Raw genomic sequence first — 15,172 nt, forward strand, 5'->3', positions numbered from 1 at the left:
TGACCATCTGCAAATCGCTGCCGTGAGCAACGCGCCGCCACGCCATGTGGCCATCGTCATGGATGGCAACGGACGGTGGGCGCAACGCAGACACCTACCACGCATTGCGGGCCACAAGAAGGGCGTCGATGCGCTCAAGCGTGTCGTCAAGCTCTGTGTGGCACGCGGCATTGGTGTCCTCACCGTGTTCGCGTTTTCCTCGGAGAACTGGAATCGCCCGGAAGAGGAAGTTTCCGGTCTGATGGAGTTGCTGGCCCTGGCCCTGGCGCGTGAGGTGAAGCCGCTGGCTGAGGAGGGCGTGCGCCTGCGATTCATCGGGGACCGCAACAACCTGTCGCAGCGCCTGAAGGACGGTTTGTCACAGGCCGAACAGGCGACGGCAAGCAATGAGCGTCTGTTGCTCAATGTCTGTTTCAACTACGGTGGTCGCTGGGACGTCGTTCAGGCTGCTCGCCAGCTGGCGGATACGGGGCAGGAGATCACGGAGTCCGCGCTGAGTTCGATGTTGGCGACTGCGCACTGCGGCGATCCCGATCTCTTGATCCGTACCGGTGGCGAAATGCGTCTGAGCAATTTCCTTCTCTGGCAGGCAGCCTATGCCGAATTGTTCTTCAGTGCCACGCTCTGGCCGGATTTCGACGAAGCAGACCTCGACGCAGCCATTCAGGCCTTTGGAGCGCGTGAACGCCGCTTTGGCCTGACCTCGGCCCAACTCCTTACCGGCGCTGCCGGTTGAGGCTATCCCCCACGCCACAGACATGCTCAAACAACGCATCATCACCGCCTTGGTCCTGTTGGCCATTCTTGTTCCTGTGATCGCCCATCCGGACAGCCGCTGGTTTGCGGCAGTTTCCCTGGTTTTCATTGCGGCGGCCTGCTGGGAGTTTGCGCGCCTGAATGGGCTGCGCCCGGTCGCCGCTCTACTTACTGGCGGTGTTGGCATGGCATTGGGCGCAATCCTGTGGGTGGGTGGCGCACTGCAGGTTCCGTTGGGCAATGTGTGGCTGGGGGCCAGTTGCTTCTGGGTCTTGTTCAGCGCCTGGCTTCTGTACAAGGGGGCGGCGAGTTGGTTGGCATTGCCGCAGGCGTTGCGCCTGGTGGGCGGAGTAGTGGCCTTGATGGTGGCCTGGCTGGCCGTCAGCCGGGCCCATGCCATGGGCATCAACTATCTTTTCTCGGTGCTGTTCCTGGTGTGGGCTGCCGATGTCGGAGCCTATTTTGCCGGCCGCACCCTGGGGGGGCGATTTATCCGGCGCAAGCTTGCACCCTCGGTGAGCCCCGGCAAAACCTGGGAAGGCGCGATCGGTGGTTTCCTGACCGTGGTTCTAGTGGCCTCGGTATGGCAGTGGGGCGAGTTGCAGTACGGCTGGGGTGCGGCGGGGCTGTACACCCGCCTGCATGCGCAAGGGCTCCTGTTCTATGTCGTGGCGCTGCTGTTCCTCGTGACCATGAGTGTGGTCGGTGACCTGGTGGAATCTCTGCTCAAACGCAGTGTCGGCGCCAAGGACAGCAGCCAGTTGCTGCCGGGTCATGGCGGTGTGCTGGACCGCGTGGATGCGCTGCTGCCCGTGCTTCCCATGGCCATGATGCTGGGGACCCTGTGACCATGAAGCAGCAGATCGCGATTTTGGGGGCTACCGGCTCCATCGGCGGCAACACGCTCGATGTCATTGCCCGTCACCCGGAGCGCTATGCCGTCTTTGCCGTGACGGCGGCAACCAAGGTCGAGGCAATGGTGGATATCTGCCGCACGCACCGCCCCCGGTTCGCCGTGATGACCGATGTGGACGCCGCCGAGGTGTTGCGCACCCGTTTGGCCGAAATGCGGTGCGACACTGAGGTCCTGGCGGGCCCGCAGCATCTGGTAGCCGTGGCACAGTCTGCGGAAGTGGATGTGGTGATGGCGGCCATCGTCGGGTCTGCGGGCCTGCCTGCCTGCATGGCGGCGGCCCACGCAGGCAAGCGCCTGCTGCTGGCCAACAAGGAAGCGCTGGTGGTTGGTGGTGACTTGTTCATGCAGGCAGTGCGCACCGGTGGTGCCACCTTGTTGCCGATCGACAGCGAGCATTCCGCCGTATTCCAGTCCTTGCCACAGGAGCGATCGCTGTGGGCCAGCAGCATCGACAAGATCATCCTGACGGCATCGGGCGGACCGTTCCGGGACTGGGATCCTGAACGCTTGCCCCAGGTGACGCCGGAGCAGGCCTGCGCGCACCCGAACTGGGTCATGGGCCGCAAGATTTCTGTTGACTCTGCCACGATGATGAACAAGGCGCTGGAGGTCATCGAGGCGCGCTATCTGTTTGACGTCGAGCCGGCGTGTATCGAGGTCGTTATCCACCCCCAAAGCGTGGTGCACTCCATGGTGCAGTTCGTCGACAACTCCGTGGTTGCCCAGTTGGGTACCCCCGATATGCGGGTTCCCATTGCCTATGGGTTGTCCTGGCCCGAGCGCATGGTGTCGGGCGCTGCAGCGCTGGACTTCGCGAGCATGGGACAACTCACATTCAGCAGCGCGGACTCCCCCATCAACCGGCAGCGTTATCCCGGATTGCGCTTGGCTTGGGAGGCGATGGCTTCGGCACCAGGAACCACTGCGGTGCTCAATGCGGCCAACGAGGTTGCCGTGGATGCATTCCTCACGGGGCAGGTACGTTTTGACCAGATCCATGCGATCAACTTGCACGCATTAGAGAGCGTTGATCCAGGAGTGATCCAGACCATCGATGATGTGCTGGCGCTGGATCGGCGCTCGCGCGTCGCGGCACAGTCGTACGCCAAAGCCTTGCAGCGCTAGTCGACGTACCATTGATGCCCATGACCATCCTTGCTTTTCTTCTGGCGGTGGGATTCTTGGTGGCCGTGCACGAGTGGGGCCACTACCGCATGGCTTTGGCCTGTGGCATCAAGGTGATGCGTCTGTCCATTGGGTTTGGGCCGGTTGTATGGTCGTATACCTCGCCACGTACCGGAATCCAATACGCGCTTGGTCTCCTTCCGCTGGGCGGTTACGTACGTATGCTGGACGAGCGAGAGGCGCCTGTTCCTGCGGAGTTGTTGCCCCTGGCTTTCAATCGACAGGCCCTGCACAAGCGGGCGGCCGTGGTGGCGGCGGGTCCGCTGGCGAATCTGGTTCTCGCCGTGCTGCTGTATGCAGGCGTAGGTCTGTACGGGATCGAGCAGGCGGCGCCAGTGTTGTCCGAACCGCCGGCAGGTAGCCTGGCAGCGAAGGCAGGTATCCATGCCGGCGATCGGGTGGTGGCGGTATCGCGTGGTGAGCAACCCATGGCACCGATTGCATCATTCGAGGACATGCGCTGGGTGCTGACGCAGGCAGCTCTTTCTGGTGACGATATCGTGCTCCACGGTGCATCGGCGAACACGCAGTGGAAGCTGCCGATGTCCAGCATGCCGGTGTCAGAGTTCAATGCGGAGACGTTTTCACGCATCGGCATCATGGCGCCATTTGCCCAACCGGTAATCGCCGACATTTCGGCAGGTGACATCGCCGAACGATCCGGCTTGCTGCCAGGTGATCTTGTACTTTCGGTCGACGGCGTGGTGGTGCAGGATGCGGCATCCCTGCGTCAGCGCATACGGGCATCTGGGTTCCAGGGTTCTGCTGAACTGCAGGTGTGGCGAGTTCAGCGTGCTGGCCGTGAAATGGCCATCACTGTGCGTCCACGGGTGCTTACCCAGGATCGCGTGTCTATCGGGCGCATTGGTGCAGCCATTGGAGGCCCGGTGGAAAAGGTCGTCGTCCACTACGGTCTGACCGAGAGCCTCATGCATGGGCTTGGGCGTACCGGGGAAATTGCATCACTGACCTTGGGTGTGCTGGGTCGCATGGTTGTTGGCGAGGCCTCCTTGCGCAATATCAGCGGTCCGATTTCCGTGGCCGACTATGCAGGCAAGTCTGCTGCCAGTGGCTGGGTGCATTACCTGCTGTTTCTGGCCATGGTCAGCATCAGCCTCGGGGTGCTCAATCTGCTACCGATACCCATGCTCGATGGGGGGCACCTGATGTATTATCTTTGGGAGTGGTTGAGTGGTGCACCGCCCAGTGAACAATGGCTGGAAGGCCTGCAACGGGCTGGCGTGGCGGTGTTGGCGGCCCTGATGGGGATCGCAGTGTGGAACGACGTGGCCCGACTGCTACTGTGAGCAAGGTGGGGCGGGATTCAAATCAATGAACGGTATGGCAATCAAAAATTTCTCCCGGCAGGCGCTCGTCGTCTGCATGTTGGCACTGGGCGCAGTGCATTCGGCTTGGGCGGTTGAACCCTTCACGATCAAGGACATTCGGGTCGAGGGCTTGCAGCGTGTTGAGCCCGGCACGGTCTTTGGTTCGATTCCGGTCAAGGTGGGTGACACCTATGGCGACGAAAAAGGGGCTGCGTCGATTCGTGCCCTGTTCGGCCTGGGGTTGTTCAAGGATGTTCGCATCGACGTCAAGGGCGATGTGGTGGTGGTTGTCGTCGAGGAGCGACCGACCATTGCCGAAGTGGATTTCGTCGGCACCAAGGAATTCGACAAGGATGTGCTCAAGAAGGCGTTGCGCGAAATCGGTCTGATGGATGGCCGCCCGTACGACAAGGCCTTGGTGGATCGCGCCGAGCAGGAACTCAAGCGCCAGTACATCAACCGCAGCATGTATGCCGCCGAAGTGATGACCACGGTCACTCCCATAGAGCGCAACCGGGTGAACCTCAGTTTCTCCGTGGTGGAGGGGGAATCTGCCAAGATCGGCGAGATCCGCATCGTGGGCAACAAGGCGTTCAGCGAGAAGACCCTCAAGGGGCTGATGGATCAGGACGAGGGTACCTGGCTGAGCTGGTACACCAAGTCCAACCGCTATTCCCGTGCCAAGCTCAATGGCGACCTGGAGACCCTGCGCTCGCACTACCTGAGCCAGGGGTACCTGGAGTTCAAGGTCACGTCCACCCAAGTGGCGATTTCTCCCAACAAGCAGGACATCTCCATCACCATCAATGTGAGCGAGGGCGAGAAGTTCACGGTTTCCAAGATCAGCCTGCAGGGAAATTACCTTGGCAAGGATGATGAGTTCAAGGCCTTGGTGAGTATTCAGGCAGGGGCACCGTACAACGCAGACAAGGTGGCTCAGACCACAAAAGCCTTCACCGACCATTTTGGCGATTTTGGCTATGCATTTGCGCGTGTCGAGGCCGTGCCGACCATTGATCGTTCCAACAACCTGGTTGAGCTGACGCTTCAGGCAGAGCCGTCGCGGCGCGTCTATGTGCGGCGCATCAATGTGGCGGGGAATGACCGAACGCGTGACGAAGTCATCCGACGGGAATTCCGGCAGATGGAAGCCGCCTGGTACGACGGTGACAAGATCCGGGCATCCCGCAGTCGCGTCGATCGCCTGGGGTTTTTCAAGGACGTGAGCCTCGATACGCAGGAAGTGGCGGGCTCGCCCGACCAGGTCGATCTGACGGTCAATGTCGAGGAAAAGCCCACCGGCAGCATCAGTCTGGGCGCGGGACTGTCTTCCGGTGAAGGCTTTGGCCTGACCTTTGGTTTCAAGCAGGACAACGCCTTTGGTACAGGCAGTTCCCTGGGCCTGGAAGTCAACACCAGCAAATACAACCGCACCTTGGTGATCAGTACCACCGACCCCTACTTCACAGAAGATGGTGTGTCGCGGACTTTCGATCTGTACCAGCGAACCAGTCGACCCTATACGGACGTCGACAGCTATTCGGTGGAAACCATGGGTGTCGGTATCCGGTTCGGGATTCCCATCGCAGAGGCGGATACGATTTTTCTGGGACTGGGCTATGACAAGACGGCCATCAACCAGGGAACCTATCTGCCAGATGTGTACAGCAACTTTATTGGCGAGTTTGGGCAGACGGCCTACGCACTTCCGATAACCCTGGGGTGGGCACGAGACACCCGCGACAGTGCCCTGGTGCCCAGCAGGGGGCGCGTGATGCGGGTCAATGGTGAATGGAGCGTCGGCGGAGACCTCCGCTATGCCCGCGCGACCACCCAGTTCCAGCAGTTTTATCCGATTTCGAAGAAAACCACCGCCGCATTCAACTTTGAGCTCGCTGCAGGTGCAAGCACCAACAGCAATTCCTACCCAGTATTCAAGAACTACTATTCCGGTGGCTTGGGTTCGGTGCGCGGTTTCGAGCAGGGAAGCCTTACGACCGCTGCGCAGCGCGCGGCGTATGGGTCGACCGCGGGTTTGGCCACCGGTGGTGCCAAGAAGATAACGTTGAATGCCGAAATCCTTTCCCCGTTCCCTGGTGGAGGCAATGACCGGACGTTGCGTTGGTACGGCTTCTGGGACATTGGCGGTATCTACGGTGCCGATGAAGGCATCAACGCCGGCGACATGCGCAGCTCGGTGGGCTTGGGTATCAGTTGGATTTCTCCAGTGGGACCGCTGCGACTGGCGTTCGCCAAGCCGATTCGGCAGTTCGAGAACGATAAAATCCAGACCATGCAATTTCAAATCGGGACAAGTTTCTAATGACTACACGCAAGACACACTGGTGGTTGGCTCTGGCCTTGGTGGCCGCTACGGTGACCGCCACCGCCCAGGACTCCAAGATCGGATTCATCAACACCCAGCGCATCACGGCGGAGTCGGCCCCTGCCAAGGCAGCCCAAGGCAAGCTGGAGCAGGAGTTTTCCAAGCGTCAGAAGGAGTTGGCCGACCTGCAGCTTTCGCTCAAGAGCATGAACGAGAAGTTCGAGCGTGACGGCCCCACACTCACCGAGTCGCAACGCGCCAGCCGCCAACGCGAATTCGCCGACATGAGCCGCGACTTCCAGCGCAAGCAGCGTGAGTTCCAGGAAGACCTCAATGGTCGCCGCAACGAAGAGCTGCAACAGGTGCTGGACAAGGCCAACAAGGCCGTCAAGCAAGTGGCGGAAGCCGAGAAGTACGACCTCATTCTGCAAGAGGGCGTGGCCTACAACAATGGCCGTCACGACATCACCGACAAGGTTCTGAAGATCCTCAACGGCTCCAAGTAAGGGGCAGCGTGTGGAACGCATCACGCTGAGGCTGTCGCAGATCGTCAGCGAACTCGGCGGACGGCTGTTGGGCGCTGAAGACGCCGAGATTAGCGGTATCGCTCCGTTGGAATCGGCGCTTCCGGGCCAGATCAGCTTTCTCAGCCATCCCAAGTACCAGGCCCAATTGGCAAGCAGCCAGGCTGGCTGTGTCATCGTGTCCGCCGATATGGCTACGCTGGCCCAGCAGCGCGGGGCCTGCATCGTGGCCGACAACCCTTACCTGTATTTCGCGCATCTGACCCAATGGTGGCGCCGTTTGCAGCGCTCCAGCCAGGCGCCGGGGGTACACCCGTCCGCGGTGGTTGATCCCCAGGCGCAGGTTGACCCCAGCGCCACGATCGGCCCCCTGTGTGTGGTCGAGCGTGGTGCCGTGATTGGCCCCCATACCCGCTTGTCGTCCCGAGTCACGGTCGGCGAGGACTGCCGCATTGGCGCGCGCTGCATCCTGCATCCTGGCGTGGTCATCGGTGCCGATGGGTTTGGGTTCGCCAAGGATGGTGAGCAGTGGGTCAAGATCGAGCAGCTGGGGGCTGTGGTGATCGGCGACGATGTGGAGATCGGTGCCAACACCTGCATTGATCGCGGTGCCTTGCAGGACACGGTGCTGGAAGACGGTGTCAAGCTCGACAACCTAATCCAGATTGGTCACAACGTTCGCGTCGGCCGCAATACTGCGATGGCGGGTTGTGTGGGGGTAGCGGGCAGCGCCACCATCGGCGCGAATTGCACGGTCGGTGGCGGTGCCATCGTATTGGGCCATTTGCAGGTAGCCGATGGCGTGCACATTTCTGCGGCAACGGTGGTTACGCGCTCGATCCGCAAGCCCGGACAGTACACCGGCATGTTTCCCATTGACGACAACGCTTCGTGGGAAAAGAACGCCGCATCGCTCAAGCAACTGCATTCCCTGCGCGAGCGCGTGCGCGCGCTGGAGCAAGTCAAAACTTAAACCTGGGGACGACCGTGCCGTGGCCCATCGGCTGCATGCATGAGCAAGTCCGCACCAACTTCTACGAGGAGCGAACATGGACATCCATCAAATACTGAAGCAACTTCCCCACCGTTACCCGATCCTGCTGGTGGACCGTGTGCTGGCCATTGAGAAGGGCAAGAGCATCCAGGCGATCAAGAACGTCACCATCAACGAGCCGTTTTTCATGGGTCACTTTCCGCACCGCCCGGTCATGCCAGGTGTGCTGATGCTCGAAGCCATGGCGCAAGCCGCGGCCTTGCTGGCCTTCGATACCCTGGGCGTGACGCCGGACGACAAGACCGTGTACTACTTTGCCGGTATTGACGGTGCGCGCTTCAAGCGCCCGGTGGAGCCGGGTGACCAACTCACCATGGACGTGACGCTGGAGCGCATGAAGGCCGGCATCTTCAAGTTCAAGGGCGTGACCCGCGTGGGTGATGCCGTCGCCTGCGAAGCGGAACTGATGTGCACCATGCGCACCATCGACTGACCGCCATGAGCCGCATTCACGCTACCGCGATCGTGGACCCGGCCGCCGAGTTGGATAGCTCGGTGTCGGTGGGCCCGTACACCATCATTGGGCCGCACGTACGCATCGGTGCCAACACCACGGTCGGTGCCCACTGCGTGATCGAAGGCCACACCACCATCGGTGCAGACAACCGCATCTTCCAGTTCAATTCGCTGGGGGCCATTCCCCAGGACAAGAAGTACGCCGGTGAGCCTTGCGAACTCATCATCGGTGACCGCAACACCATCCGCGAGTTCTGCACCTTCAACATCGGCTCGCCCGGCGACATTGCCAAGACCGTGGTCGGCAATGACAACTGGATCATGGCCTACGTCCACCTGGCGCACGATTGCGTGGTGGGCAACAACACCATCTTCGCCAACAACGCGCAGCTGGCCGGACATGTGCATGTGGGTGATTGGGCCATTTTGGGCGGCTTCACGGTGGCACACCAGTTTGTGCGGATTGGGGCGCACAGCATGTCGGCCATGTGCTCGCTGCTGTTTGCCGATGTGCCGCCCTTCGTCATGTGCCAGGGCCAGCCCGCGGCCGCCCGTTCGATGAATTTTGAGGGCCTGCGCCGCCGCGGCTTCTCGGCAGCCCGCATTTCCGTGGTCAAGGCCATGCACAAGGCGCTGTACCGCGACGAGCTGACGCTGGAGCAGGCCAAGGAGCGCATTGCTACGCTGGCAGCTGACGTGCCCGAAGCGCAGGTCGATGTCGACATGATGCTGGGCTTCCTGGGTGGCGTGAACGCCCAGCGTGGCATCGTTCGCTGAAGGTTCGGCAAACGGAAATGGATACCGCGGAGCAGCAGTCGGTGGGTGCACAGACACCACGCATCGCCATGGTGGCCGGCGAGGCGTCCGGCGACCTGCTGGCAGGTCTGCTGCTGCAGGGACTGCATGCGCGCTGGCCGGGGCTCGCTCCGGTGGGCATTGGCGGGCCCCAGATGCAGCGCCAGGGCTTCTCGGCCTGGTGGCCACACCACAAACTCGCGGTGCATGGCTTCAGCTGGGAGCTGCTGCGTCGTTACCGTGAAATCGTGGGTATTCGCAAGCAACTGCAGGAACGTCTGCTGCAGTCACCGCCAGACCTGTTTGTCGGGGTCGATGCGCCGGATTTCAACCTCGACCTTGAGCGCAATTTGCGCACGGCGGGGGTGAAGACGGTGCACTTTGTGTGCCCCTCGGTCTGGGCCTGGCGCGCCGAGCGGCTGGAGAAGATCCGTGCCAGCGTGGGCCATGTGCTGTGCATCTTCCCGTTCGAGCCAGCGTTATTGGCGCAACATGGTATCGGTGCCACTTACGTCGGCCACCCGCTGGCCAACGTCATTCCCCTGGAGCCGGACAAGGCGGGCGCGCGCCGGGCCCTGGGGCTGCACGACGAGGACACCGTGGTGGCTTTGCTGCCGGGCAGTCGCCAGTCCGAGATCCGTCATCTCGCTTTGCGATTCTTTCAGGCTGCAGCCCGCATCCAAAAAGCGAGGCCAGCTACAAAATTCATAGTGCCAGCGGTCCCCGGCTTGCGTCCGGAGATCGAGCAGTTGCTGGCGCGCAGTGGCATGGCCGGGCAGGTGCAGCTGCTCCAGGGCCGGTCGCACCAGGCACTGGCGGCCTGTGACGTGACCCTGATCGCCAGCGGCACGGCGACGCTGGAGGCGGCACTGTTCAAACGCCCCATGGTTGTCGCCTACCACATGAGTGCCTTTTCCTGGTGGATGATGCAGCGCAAGCGTCTGCAGCCCTGGGTGGGGCTTCCCAACATCCTGGCGGGGGATTTCGTTGTGCCCGAACTGCTGCAGGATGCGGCGACGCCCCAGGCCCTGGCCGACGAAGTGCTGCGCTGGCTGGACGATGCCCGCCAGGGCGGTTCCCGCACGCGCGCCCTGCACACCACCTTCAGCGCCATGCACCAGACCCTGCAACGCGATACTTCCCGACTGGCGACCGATGCGATCGAGAAAGTCCTTGAGCACCGCTGATTTGCGCCAGGCCAGCCTGGAGTGGGACATCCCCTGCCTGGTCGCCGGGGTGGACGAGGCCGGGCGTGGCCCCTTGGCTGGACCCGTGGTGGCTGCGGCCGTCATCCTCGACGAGCGCAATCCCATTGCGGGACTGAACGACTCCAAGAAGCTCACGGCGCGTCGACGCGACCAGCTGTTTGACGAAATACGTGCCAAAGCCCTGTGCTGCTCGGTTGCCGAAGCCAGCGTCGAGGAAATCGATTCCCTCAATATCCTGCAGGCTACGCTGCTGGCCATGCGTCGCGCGGTCGATGGCCTGCGCCTGAAACCCGGCAAGGTGCTGGTAGACGGCAACCGGCTGCCGGTGCTGGACGTGGTGGCCGAGGCGATTGTCCAGGGTGACGCCCTGGTGCCGTCCATCTCGGCGGCGTCCATCCTGGCCAAGGTGACGCGGGACCGCTGGTGCGAGGAGGTGGACGCCGCCTTTCCCCAGTACGGTTTTGCCGCCCACAAGGGCTATGGCACCGCCGAACATCTGGCGGCCTTGCAGGCGCATGGCGCCTGCATCCACCACCGGCGTTCCTTTGCCCCGGTGCGCAATGTGCTGTAAGGACCTGTCATGAGCGAAACCGTCATTTCCATCACCTCCCGCGACAATCCGCTGCTCAAGGAACTGCGGCGCCTGGCCACGGACAATGCCGCCTACCGCAAGGCAGGCCGGTTCTGGGTGGAGGGGGACCATCTGTGCAGCGCTGCAGTGGTGCGGGGTCTGCGCCCGGCCATTGCCGTGTTTTCCGAGGAGTTTTTGCCTGTAGCCCCCGTGGAATATGGGCAAGCAGCTACCAAAAGCGTAGCGATTCCGGCGCCTTTGTTTGCGGAGATCAGTGGATTGGAGTCGCCAGCGAAGGTGGGCTTCGTGCTCGATTTGCCGCCCGACCACGCCATCCAGCCGCGCGCCGCCAGCGTGATTCTGGACCGGGTGCAAGACGCGGGAAACGTCGGCTCCATCCTGCGCAGCGCCGGGGCCTTCGGTTTTCGTCAGGTCATCGCCCTCAAGGGCACCGCTGCCTTGTGGAGCCCGAAAGTGCTGCGCGCAGGCATGGGGGCCCATTTCGGCCTGCATCTGGTGGAAGGCGTGGGCGAGTCGGCGCTCGACGCCCTGGCGGTACCGGTGGTGGTCACCAGTTCCCACCAAGGCGAGTTGATCCAGAACCTGTCGCTGCCCAAACCCTGCGCCTGGGCCATGGGCCATGAAGGGCAGGGCGTGTGCGAGGCCCTGATGCGGCGTGCCAGCCACTTCGCACGCATCGGCCAGCCGGGAGGGGAAGAGTCGCTCAACGTGGCCGCTGCCGCCGCTATCTGCCTGCACGCCAGTTCGCTGTAGGCACAAAAAAACCCGCCATGGGCGGGTTTCTTACAGAAGACCGGGCGAATCTCAGCTCGACAGTGCCTGCAGTGCGGCTTCGGTGATGGACTCCACGCTGCCCATGCCGCTGATCATGCGGTACTTGGGGGCTTGGGCGGGCGATTCCTTGGCCCAGCCGGAGTAGTAGTCCACCAGCGGGCGGGTCTGGGCGCTGTAGACGTCCAGGCGCTTCTTGACGGTTTCTTCCTTGTCGTCATCACGCTGCACCAGCGGCTCGCCGGTCACATCGTCGACGCCTTCGACCTTGGGGGGATTGAATTTGACGTGGTAGGTGCGTCCCGATGCAGGGTGCGAGCGGCGACCGCTCATGCGCTCAATGATGGCGTCGAACGGAACGTCGATTTCCAGCACGTAGTCCAGGTTGACACCGGCTGCGCGCATGGCCTCGGCCTGGGGAATGGTGCGCGGAAAGCCGTCGAACAGGAAGCCATTGGCGCAATCGGCCTGGGTCAGGCGCTCCTTGACCAGGTTGATGATCAGCTCGTCGCTGACCAGTCCGCCCGCGGACATCACGGCCTGCGCCTGCAGGCCAAGCGGGGTACCGGCCTTGACGGCGGCGCGCAGCATGTCACCGGTCGAAATCTGGGGGATACCGAACTTCTTGCAGATGAAGGCAGCCTGGGTACCTTTGCCGGCACCGGGGGCGCCCAACAGGATCAATTTCATGGGTTTCCTTAGAAGAGTGTGAATTCCGGTCTGTCAGATTGCTGACGATATTCTTTCCACTGGCGCCGAGGATAGCACGCGTCATTTCCGGCAAGCTTACTGGCGCCCAGGCTTCTCCATCGAAGAGATGAGTGCACGAACCCGTTCCAGGTCCTCCAGTGTGTCAACGCCTGGTCCGGGTGCCTGCGTCGTGGTATGGACCAGAATCCGGTAACCGTTCCACAGGGCGCGCAGCTGTTCCAGTGCTTCGATCTGTTCCAGAGGCGAGGGCGGCAGGGTGGGGTATTGGCGCAGGAAACCGGCGCGGTAGGCGTAGATGCCGATGTGGCGCAGTGGCGCTCCCTGGGCAGGGAAGGCCTCAACCCCCATTGCATAGCCATCGCGCCACCACGGAATGGGGGCACGGCTGAAGTACAGGGCCTCTGCACAGTGATTGAGCACGACTTTGACCACGTTGGGGTTGGTGAGTTCGCCGGGGCCGCTCAGCGCGTGGGCTGCCGTGGCCATGGACACCTGGGGGGAGTCCACCAGCAGGTGTGCAACGCCTGCTACCAGCTCTGGAGGGATCAAGGGTTCGTCTCCCTGCACGTTGACCACGACCTCTTCCGCGGGCAGGCCCAGCAGGTCGCAGGCCTCGGCCAGACGGTCCGTGCCCGATGGGTGGTCTTCCCGGGTCAGGATGACTTCAACACCGAACTGCCTGCAAGCCTCAATAATCGACGAGGAGTCGGCAACAACCACGGTCCGAATACCTTGTTCGGCCAAGGGGGCCAACCGCCGAGCCACCCGCACCACCATGGGGAGTCCGCAAATATCGGCCAGGGGCTTGTTGGGCAGGCGCGTCGATGCCAGCCGCGCCGGGATCAGGACGGTGTAGCTCACGTCTCAGCGCCCGGATTGGGGCTCCAGTTCGGCGTCCTCCAACGAGCGAGCTTCTGTTTCGAGCAAGACCGGAATTCCATCGCGTACCGGGTAGGCCAGGCGGGCGCTGCGTGACAGCAGCTCGGTGCGTTCGGCATTGAACTCCAGGGGTCCCTTGGTGACGGGACAGACCAGCAATTCGATCAGTTTTGTGTCCATCCTGCGATCATACCGGGCTCAACTGCCCTGACTTGAGGCCAGCTTCGCATGAAGTGCGTCGTAGAAGCCTGCCTCGATGGTTTGTTCGAGTGGGATGGCAATGGCTTGGGGCATCAGGGGCCAGAGCTTGACTGCGTCCTTTTCGGTGCACAGTACAGCGCACCCCGCGATCGCGGGTATCTGCCAGTCCTGGAAATCGTAATGGTCGGGCAGGGCGATGCACTGCTGCACGCGCACGCCTTGTTGGGTCAGCAGATCAAAGAAGGCTTGGGGCTGGGCGATCCCGGCCAGGGCAACACACGGTTGGGCACCGCGTCCCAGTTCGCTCAGCGCGAAGCGGGTGCCGGTACTGTCCACTCCGTAGGACTGTAGCGTTCGCTCGGCACAAAAGCCAGCAAAGGCGGGTCGGTTCCCGGTGTGAAGCACCAAGGCGCGACTGGAATCCTGACCGGCCGGCTGAACCCAGCGCGGGGGCCACGGGCTGCGAAGCGGTCCCGCTGGCAGGGGCCATGCATTGCCCACGCCGCGGTTGTCGAACACATAGACTTCCACATCGCGGTACAGCCGCAGGTGTTGCAAGCCATCGTCACACAGCACGACCGAGGTGGCCGGGTAGTGTGCCAGCAGCGACTTTGCCGCAGCCACGCGATCACGGCCTACGAAAACAGGCAGATTCAATGCGCGGCGCATCAACAGGGGCTCATCGCCGACGGAAGACGCGGACGAATCCGGGCGTACCTCTTGCACCTGTGCGTGGGTACTGCCGTAGCCGCGCGAGACGATGCCGACTTGGTGTCCCAGACGCTGCAGATCGCGCGCCAGGGCGATGACCGTGGGCGTCTTGCCGGCTCCGCCAGCGATCACGTTGCCCACGACCACGACCCGGGCACCAACCCGTTGGCTTCGCTTGAGTCCGCAACGGTACGCAAGACGCCGCAGATGGTCTATCGCGGAGTAGAGCAGGGCTATGGGCAACAGGAGCCAGGCAGTCGGTCCTCGCTGCAGCCACGCCTGTGTGAGATGGCGTTCCAGGCGATGGCGCCAGTGGTCCATGAATTCAGGGCTGGGTGCCAGCGGCCGTAGAACTCTGGGTGGCAAAGGTCACCGCCTGAAGACCCGAGCGGCGCGCGGCCTCCATCACACTGACCACCGCCTGGTGGCGTGCACTGGCATCGGCGCTGATGATGACCACGGTGTCTTTTGAACCTTTGGCAGCTTCCAGCAAGGCGGCGCTGATGGCCTCCACCGAGCGACCTGCCAGGGGTGTCTTGTTCACGCTGTAGGCCCCTTCGGCGCTGATGGCCACCACCATTTCCTTCGGGTAGTCCCGCTGCGCGGTCGCATCGGCCACTGGCAGCGTGATCTGGAGCTCGGTGAACTTGCTGTAGGTGGTGGACAGCATCAGGAAGATCAGTACCACCAGCAGGACGTCAATGAAGGGGATCAGGTTGATCTCCGGCTCTTCGCGCGAATGGGGGCGGAAGTTCATGG

The 15,172-nt window shown here is 62.4% G+C and carries 17 protein-coding genes; 12 read left to right on the top strand and 5 right to left on the bottom strand.

Translation table 11 applies throughout. The annotated features are described in order from the left end of the window. Positions 1-13: 13 nt before the first annotated feature. From uppS to RQP54_RS14550, 12 genes are all read left to right on the top strand, one after another. Positions 14-736 (top strand): polyprenyl diphosphate synthase, encoded by a 723-nt coding sequence (uppS, locus tag RQP54_RS14495; RefSeq protein ID WP_315679344.1) that lies wholly within the window; start codon positions 14-16, stop codon positions 734-736. Positions 737-758: 22 nt separating this feature from the next. Then, positions 759-1,604, top strand: a complete 846-nt coding sequence (locus tag RQP54_RS14500) for a phosphatidate cytidylyltransferase (protein WP_315679096.1) — start codon at positions 759-761, stop codon at positions 1,602-1,604. A 2-nt stretch (positions 1,605-1,606) separates the two neighbouring features. Beyond that, entirely contained in the window at positions 1,607-2,797 is a 1,191-nt protein-coding gene (gene ispC / locus RQP54_RS14505) for a 1-deoxy-D-xylulose-5-phosphate reductoisomerase (RefSeq protein ID WP_315679097.1), read from the top strand. A 20-nt stretch (positions 2,798-2,817) separates the two neighbouring features. After that, positions 2,818-4,164: an RIP metalloprotease RseP gene (rseP, locus tag RQP54_RS14510; protein WP_315679098.1), complete on the top strand. Its 1,347-nt coding sequence runs from the start codon at positions 2,818-2,820 to the stop codon at positions 4,162-4,164. Positions 4,165-4,198: 34 nt separating this feature from the next. After that, positions 4,199-6,508, top strand: coding sequence for an outer membrane protein assembly factor BamA (bamA, locus tag RQP54_RS14515; protein ID WP_409997576.1), 2,310 nt, complete (start codon positions 4,199-4,201; stop codon positions 6,506-6,508). Further along, positions 6,508-7,017, top strand: coding sequence for an OmpH family outer membrane protein (locus tag RQP54_RS14520; protein WP_315679099.1), 510 nt, complete (start codon positions 6,508-6,510; stop codon positions 7,015-7,017). The genes bamA and RQP54_RS14520 overlap by 1 nt, the downstream gene beginning before the upstream one ends. A 19-nt stretch (positions 7,018-7,036) precedes the next feature. Beyond that, entirely contained in the window at positions 7,037-8,008 is a 972-nt protein-coding gene (gene lpxD / locus RQP54_RS14525; protein ID WP_315679346.1) for a UDP-3-O-(3-hydroxymyristoyl)glucosamine N-acyltransferase, read from the top strand. A 76-nt stretch (positions 8,009-8,084) separates the two neighbouring features. Next, positions 8,085-8,522 carry a 3-hydroxyacyl-ACP dehydratase FabZ gene (gene fabZ, locus RQP54_RS14530; RefSeq protein WP_315679100.1) on the top strand — a complete coding sequence of 146 codons (438 nt, stop codon included), beginning with the start codon at positions 8,085-8,087 and terminating at the stop codon, positions 8,520-8,522. A 5-nt stretch (positions 8,523-8,527) separates the two neighbouring features. After that, positions 8,528-9,322 (top strand): acyl-ACP--UDP-N-acetylglucosamine O-acyltransferase, encoded by a 795-nt coding sequence (gene lpxA, locus RQP54_RS14535; RefSeq protein WP_315679101.1) that lies wholly within the window; start codon positions 8,528-8,530, stop codon positions 9,320-9,322. Between the two features lie 17 nt (positions 9,323-9,339). Continuing rightward, positions 9,340-10,527: a lipid-A-disaccharide synthase gene (gene lpxB / locus RQP54_RS14540; RefSeq protein ID WP_315679102.1), complete on the top strand. Its 1,188-nt coding sequence runs from the start codon at positions 9,340-9,342 to the stop codon at positions 10,525-10,527. Further along, the gene (rnhB, locus tag RQP54_RS14545; protein WP_315679103.1) at positions 10,496-11,119 is read left to right on the top strand and encodes a ribonuclease HII; all 624 of its coding nucleotides are present in this window, start codon (positions 10,496-10,498) and stop codon (positions 11,117-11,119) included. The genes lpxB and rnhB overlap by 32 nt, the downstream gene beginning before the upstream one ends. Positions 11,120-11,128: 9 nt before the next feature. Continuing rightward, complete coding sequence (locus RQP54_RS14550; protein ID WP_315679104.1) at positions 11,129-11,893, top strand: RNA methyltransferase; 765 nt, start codon at positions 11,129-11,131, stop codon at positions 11,891-11,893. 51 nt (positions 11,894-11,944) lie between these two features. Here RQP54_RS14550 and adk read toward each other — a convergent pair whose 3' ends face one another. From adk to RQP54_RS14575, 5 genes are all read right to left on the bottom strand, one after another. Further along, the gene (gene adk, locus RQP54_RS14555; RefSeq protein WP_315679105.1) at positions 11,945-12,601 is read right to left on the bottom strand and encodes an adenylate kinase; all 657 of its coding nucleotides are present in this window, start codon (positions 12,599-12,601) and stop codon (positions 11,945-11,947) included. 96 nt (positions 12,602-12,697) lie between these two features. Further along, positions 12,698-13,483, bottom strand: coding sequence for a 3-deoxy-manno-octulosonate cytidylyltransferase (kdsB, locus tag RQP54_RS14560; protein ID WP_315679106.1), 786 nt, complete (start codon positions 13,481-13,483; stop codon positions 12,698-12,700). Positions 13,484-13,486: 3 nt separating this feature from the next. After that, entirely contained in the window at positions 13,487-13,681 is a 195-nt protein-coding gene (locus RQP54_RS14565) for a Trm112 family protein (RefSeq protein ID WP_315679107.1), read from the bottom strand. Positions 13,682-13,699: 18 nt separating this feature from the next. Further along, on the bottom strand, positions 13,700-14,734 hold the full coding sequence (lpxK, locus tag RQP54_RS14570; protein ID WP_315679108.1) for a tetraacyldisaccharide 4'-kinase: 1,035 nt from the start codon (positions 14,732-14,734) through the stop codon (positions 13,700-13,702). Positions 14,735-14,738: 4 nt separating this feature from the next. Then, the gene (locus RQP54_RS14575; RefSeq protein ID WP_315679109.1) at positions 14,739-15,170 is read right to left on the bottom strand and encodes a biopolymer transporter ExbD; all 432 of its coding nucleotides are present in this window, start codon (positions 15,168-15,170) and stop codon (positions 14,739-14,741) included. Between the last annotated feature and the right edge of the window lie 2 nt (positions 15,171-15,172).

This window comes from Curvibacter sp. APW13, assembly GCF_032337135.1.
Taxonomy (GTDB): Bacteria; Pseudomonadota; Gammaproteobacteria; order Burkholderiales; family Burkholderiaceae_C; genus Allorhodoferax.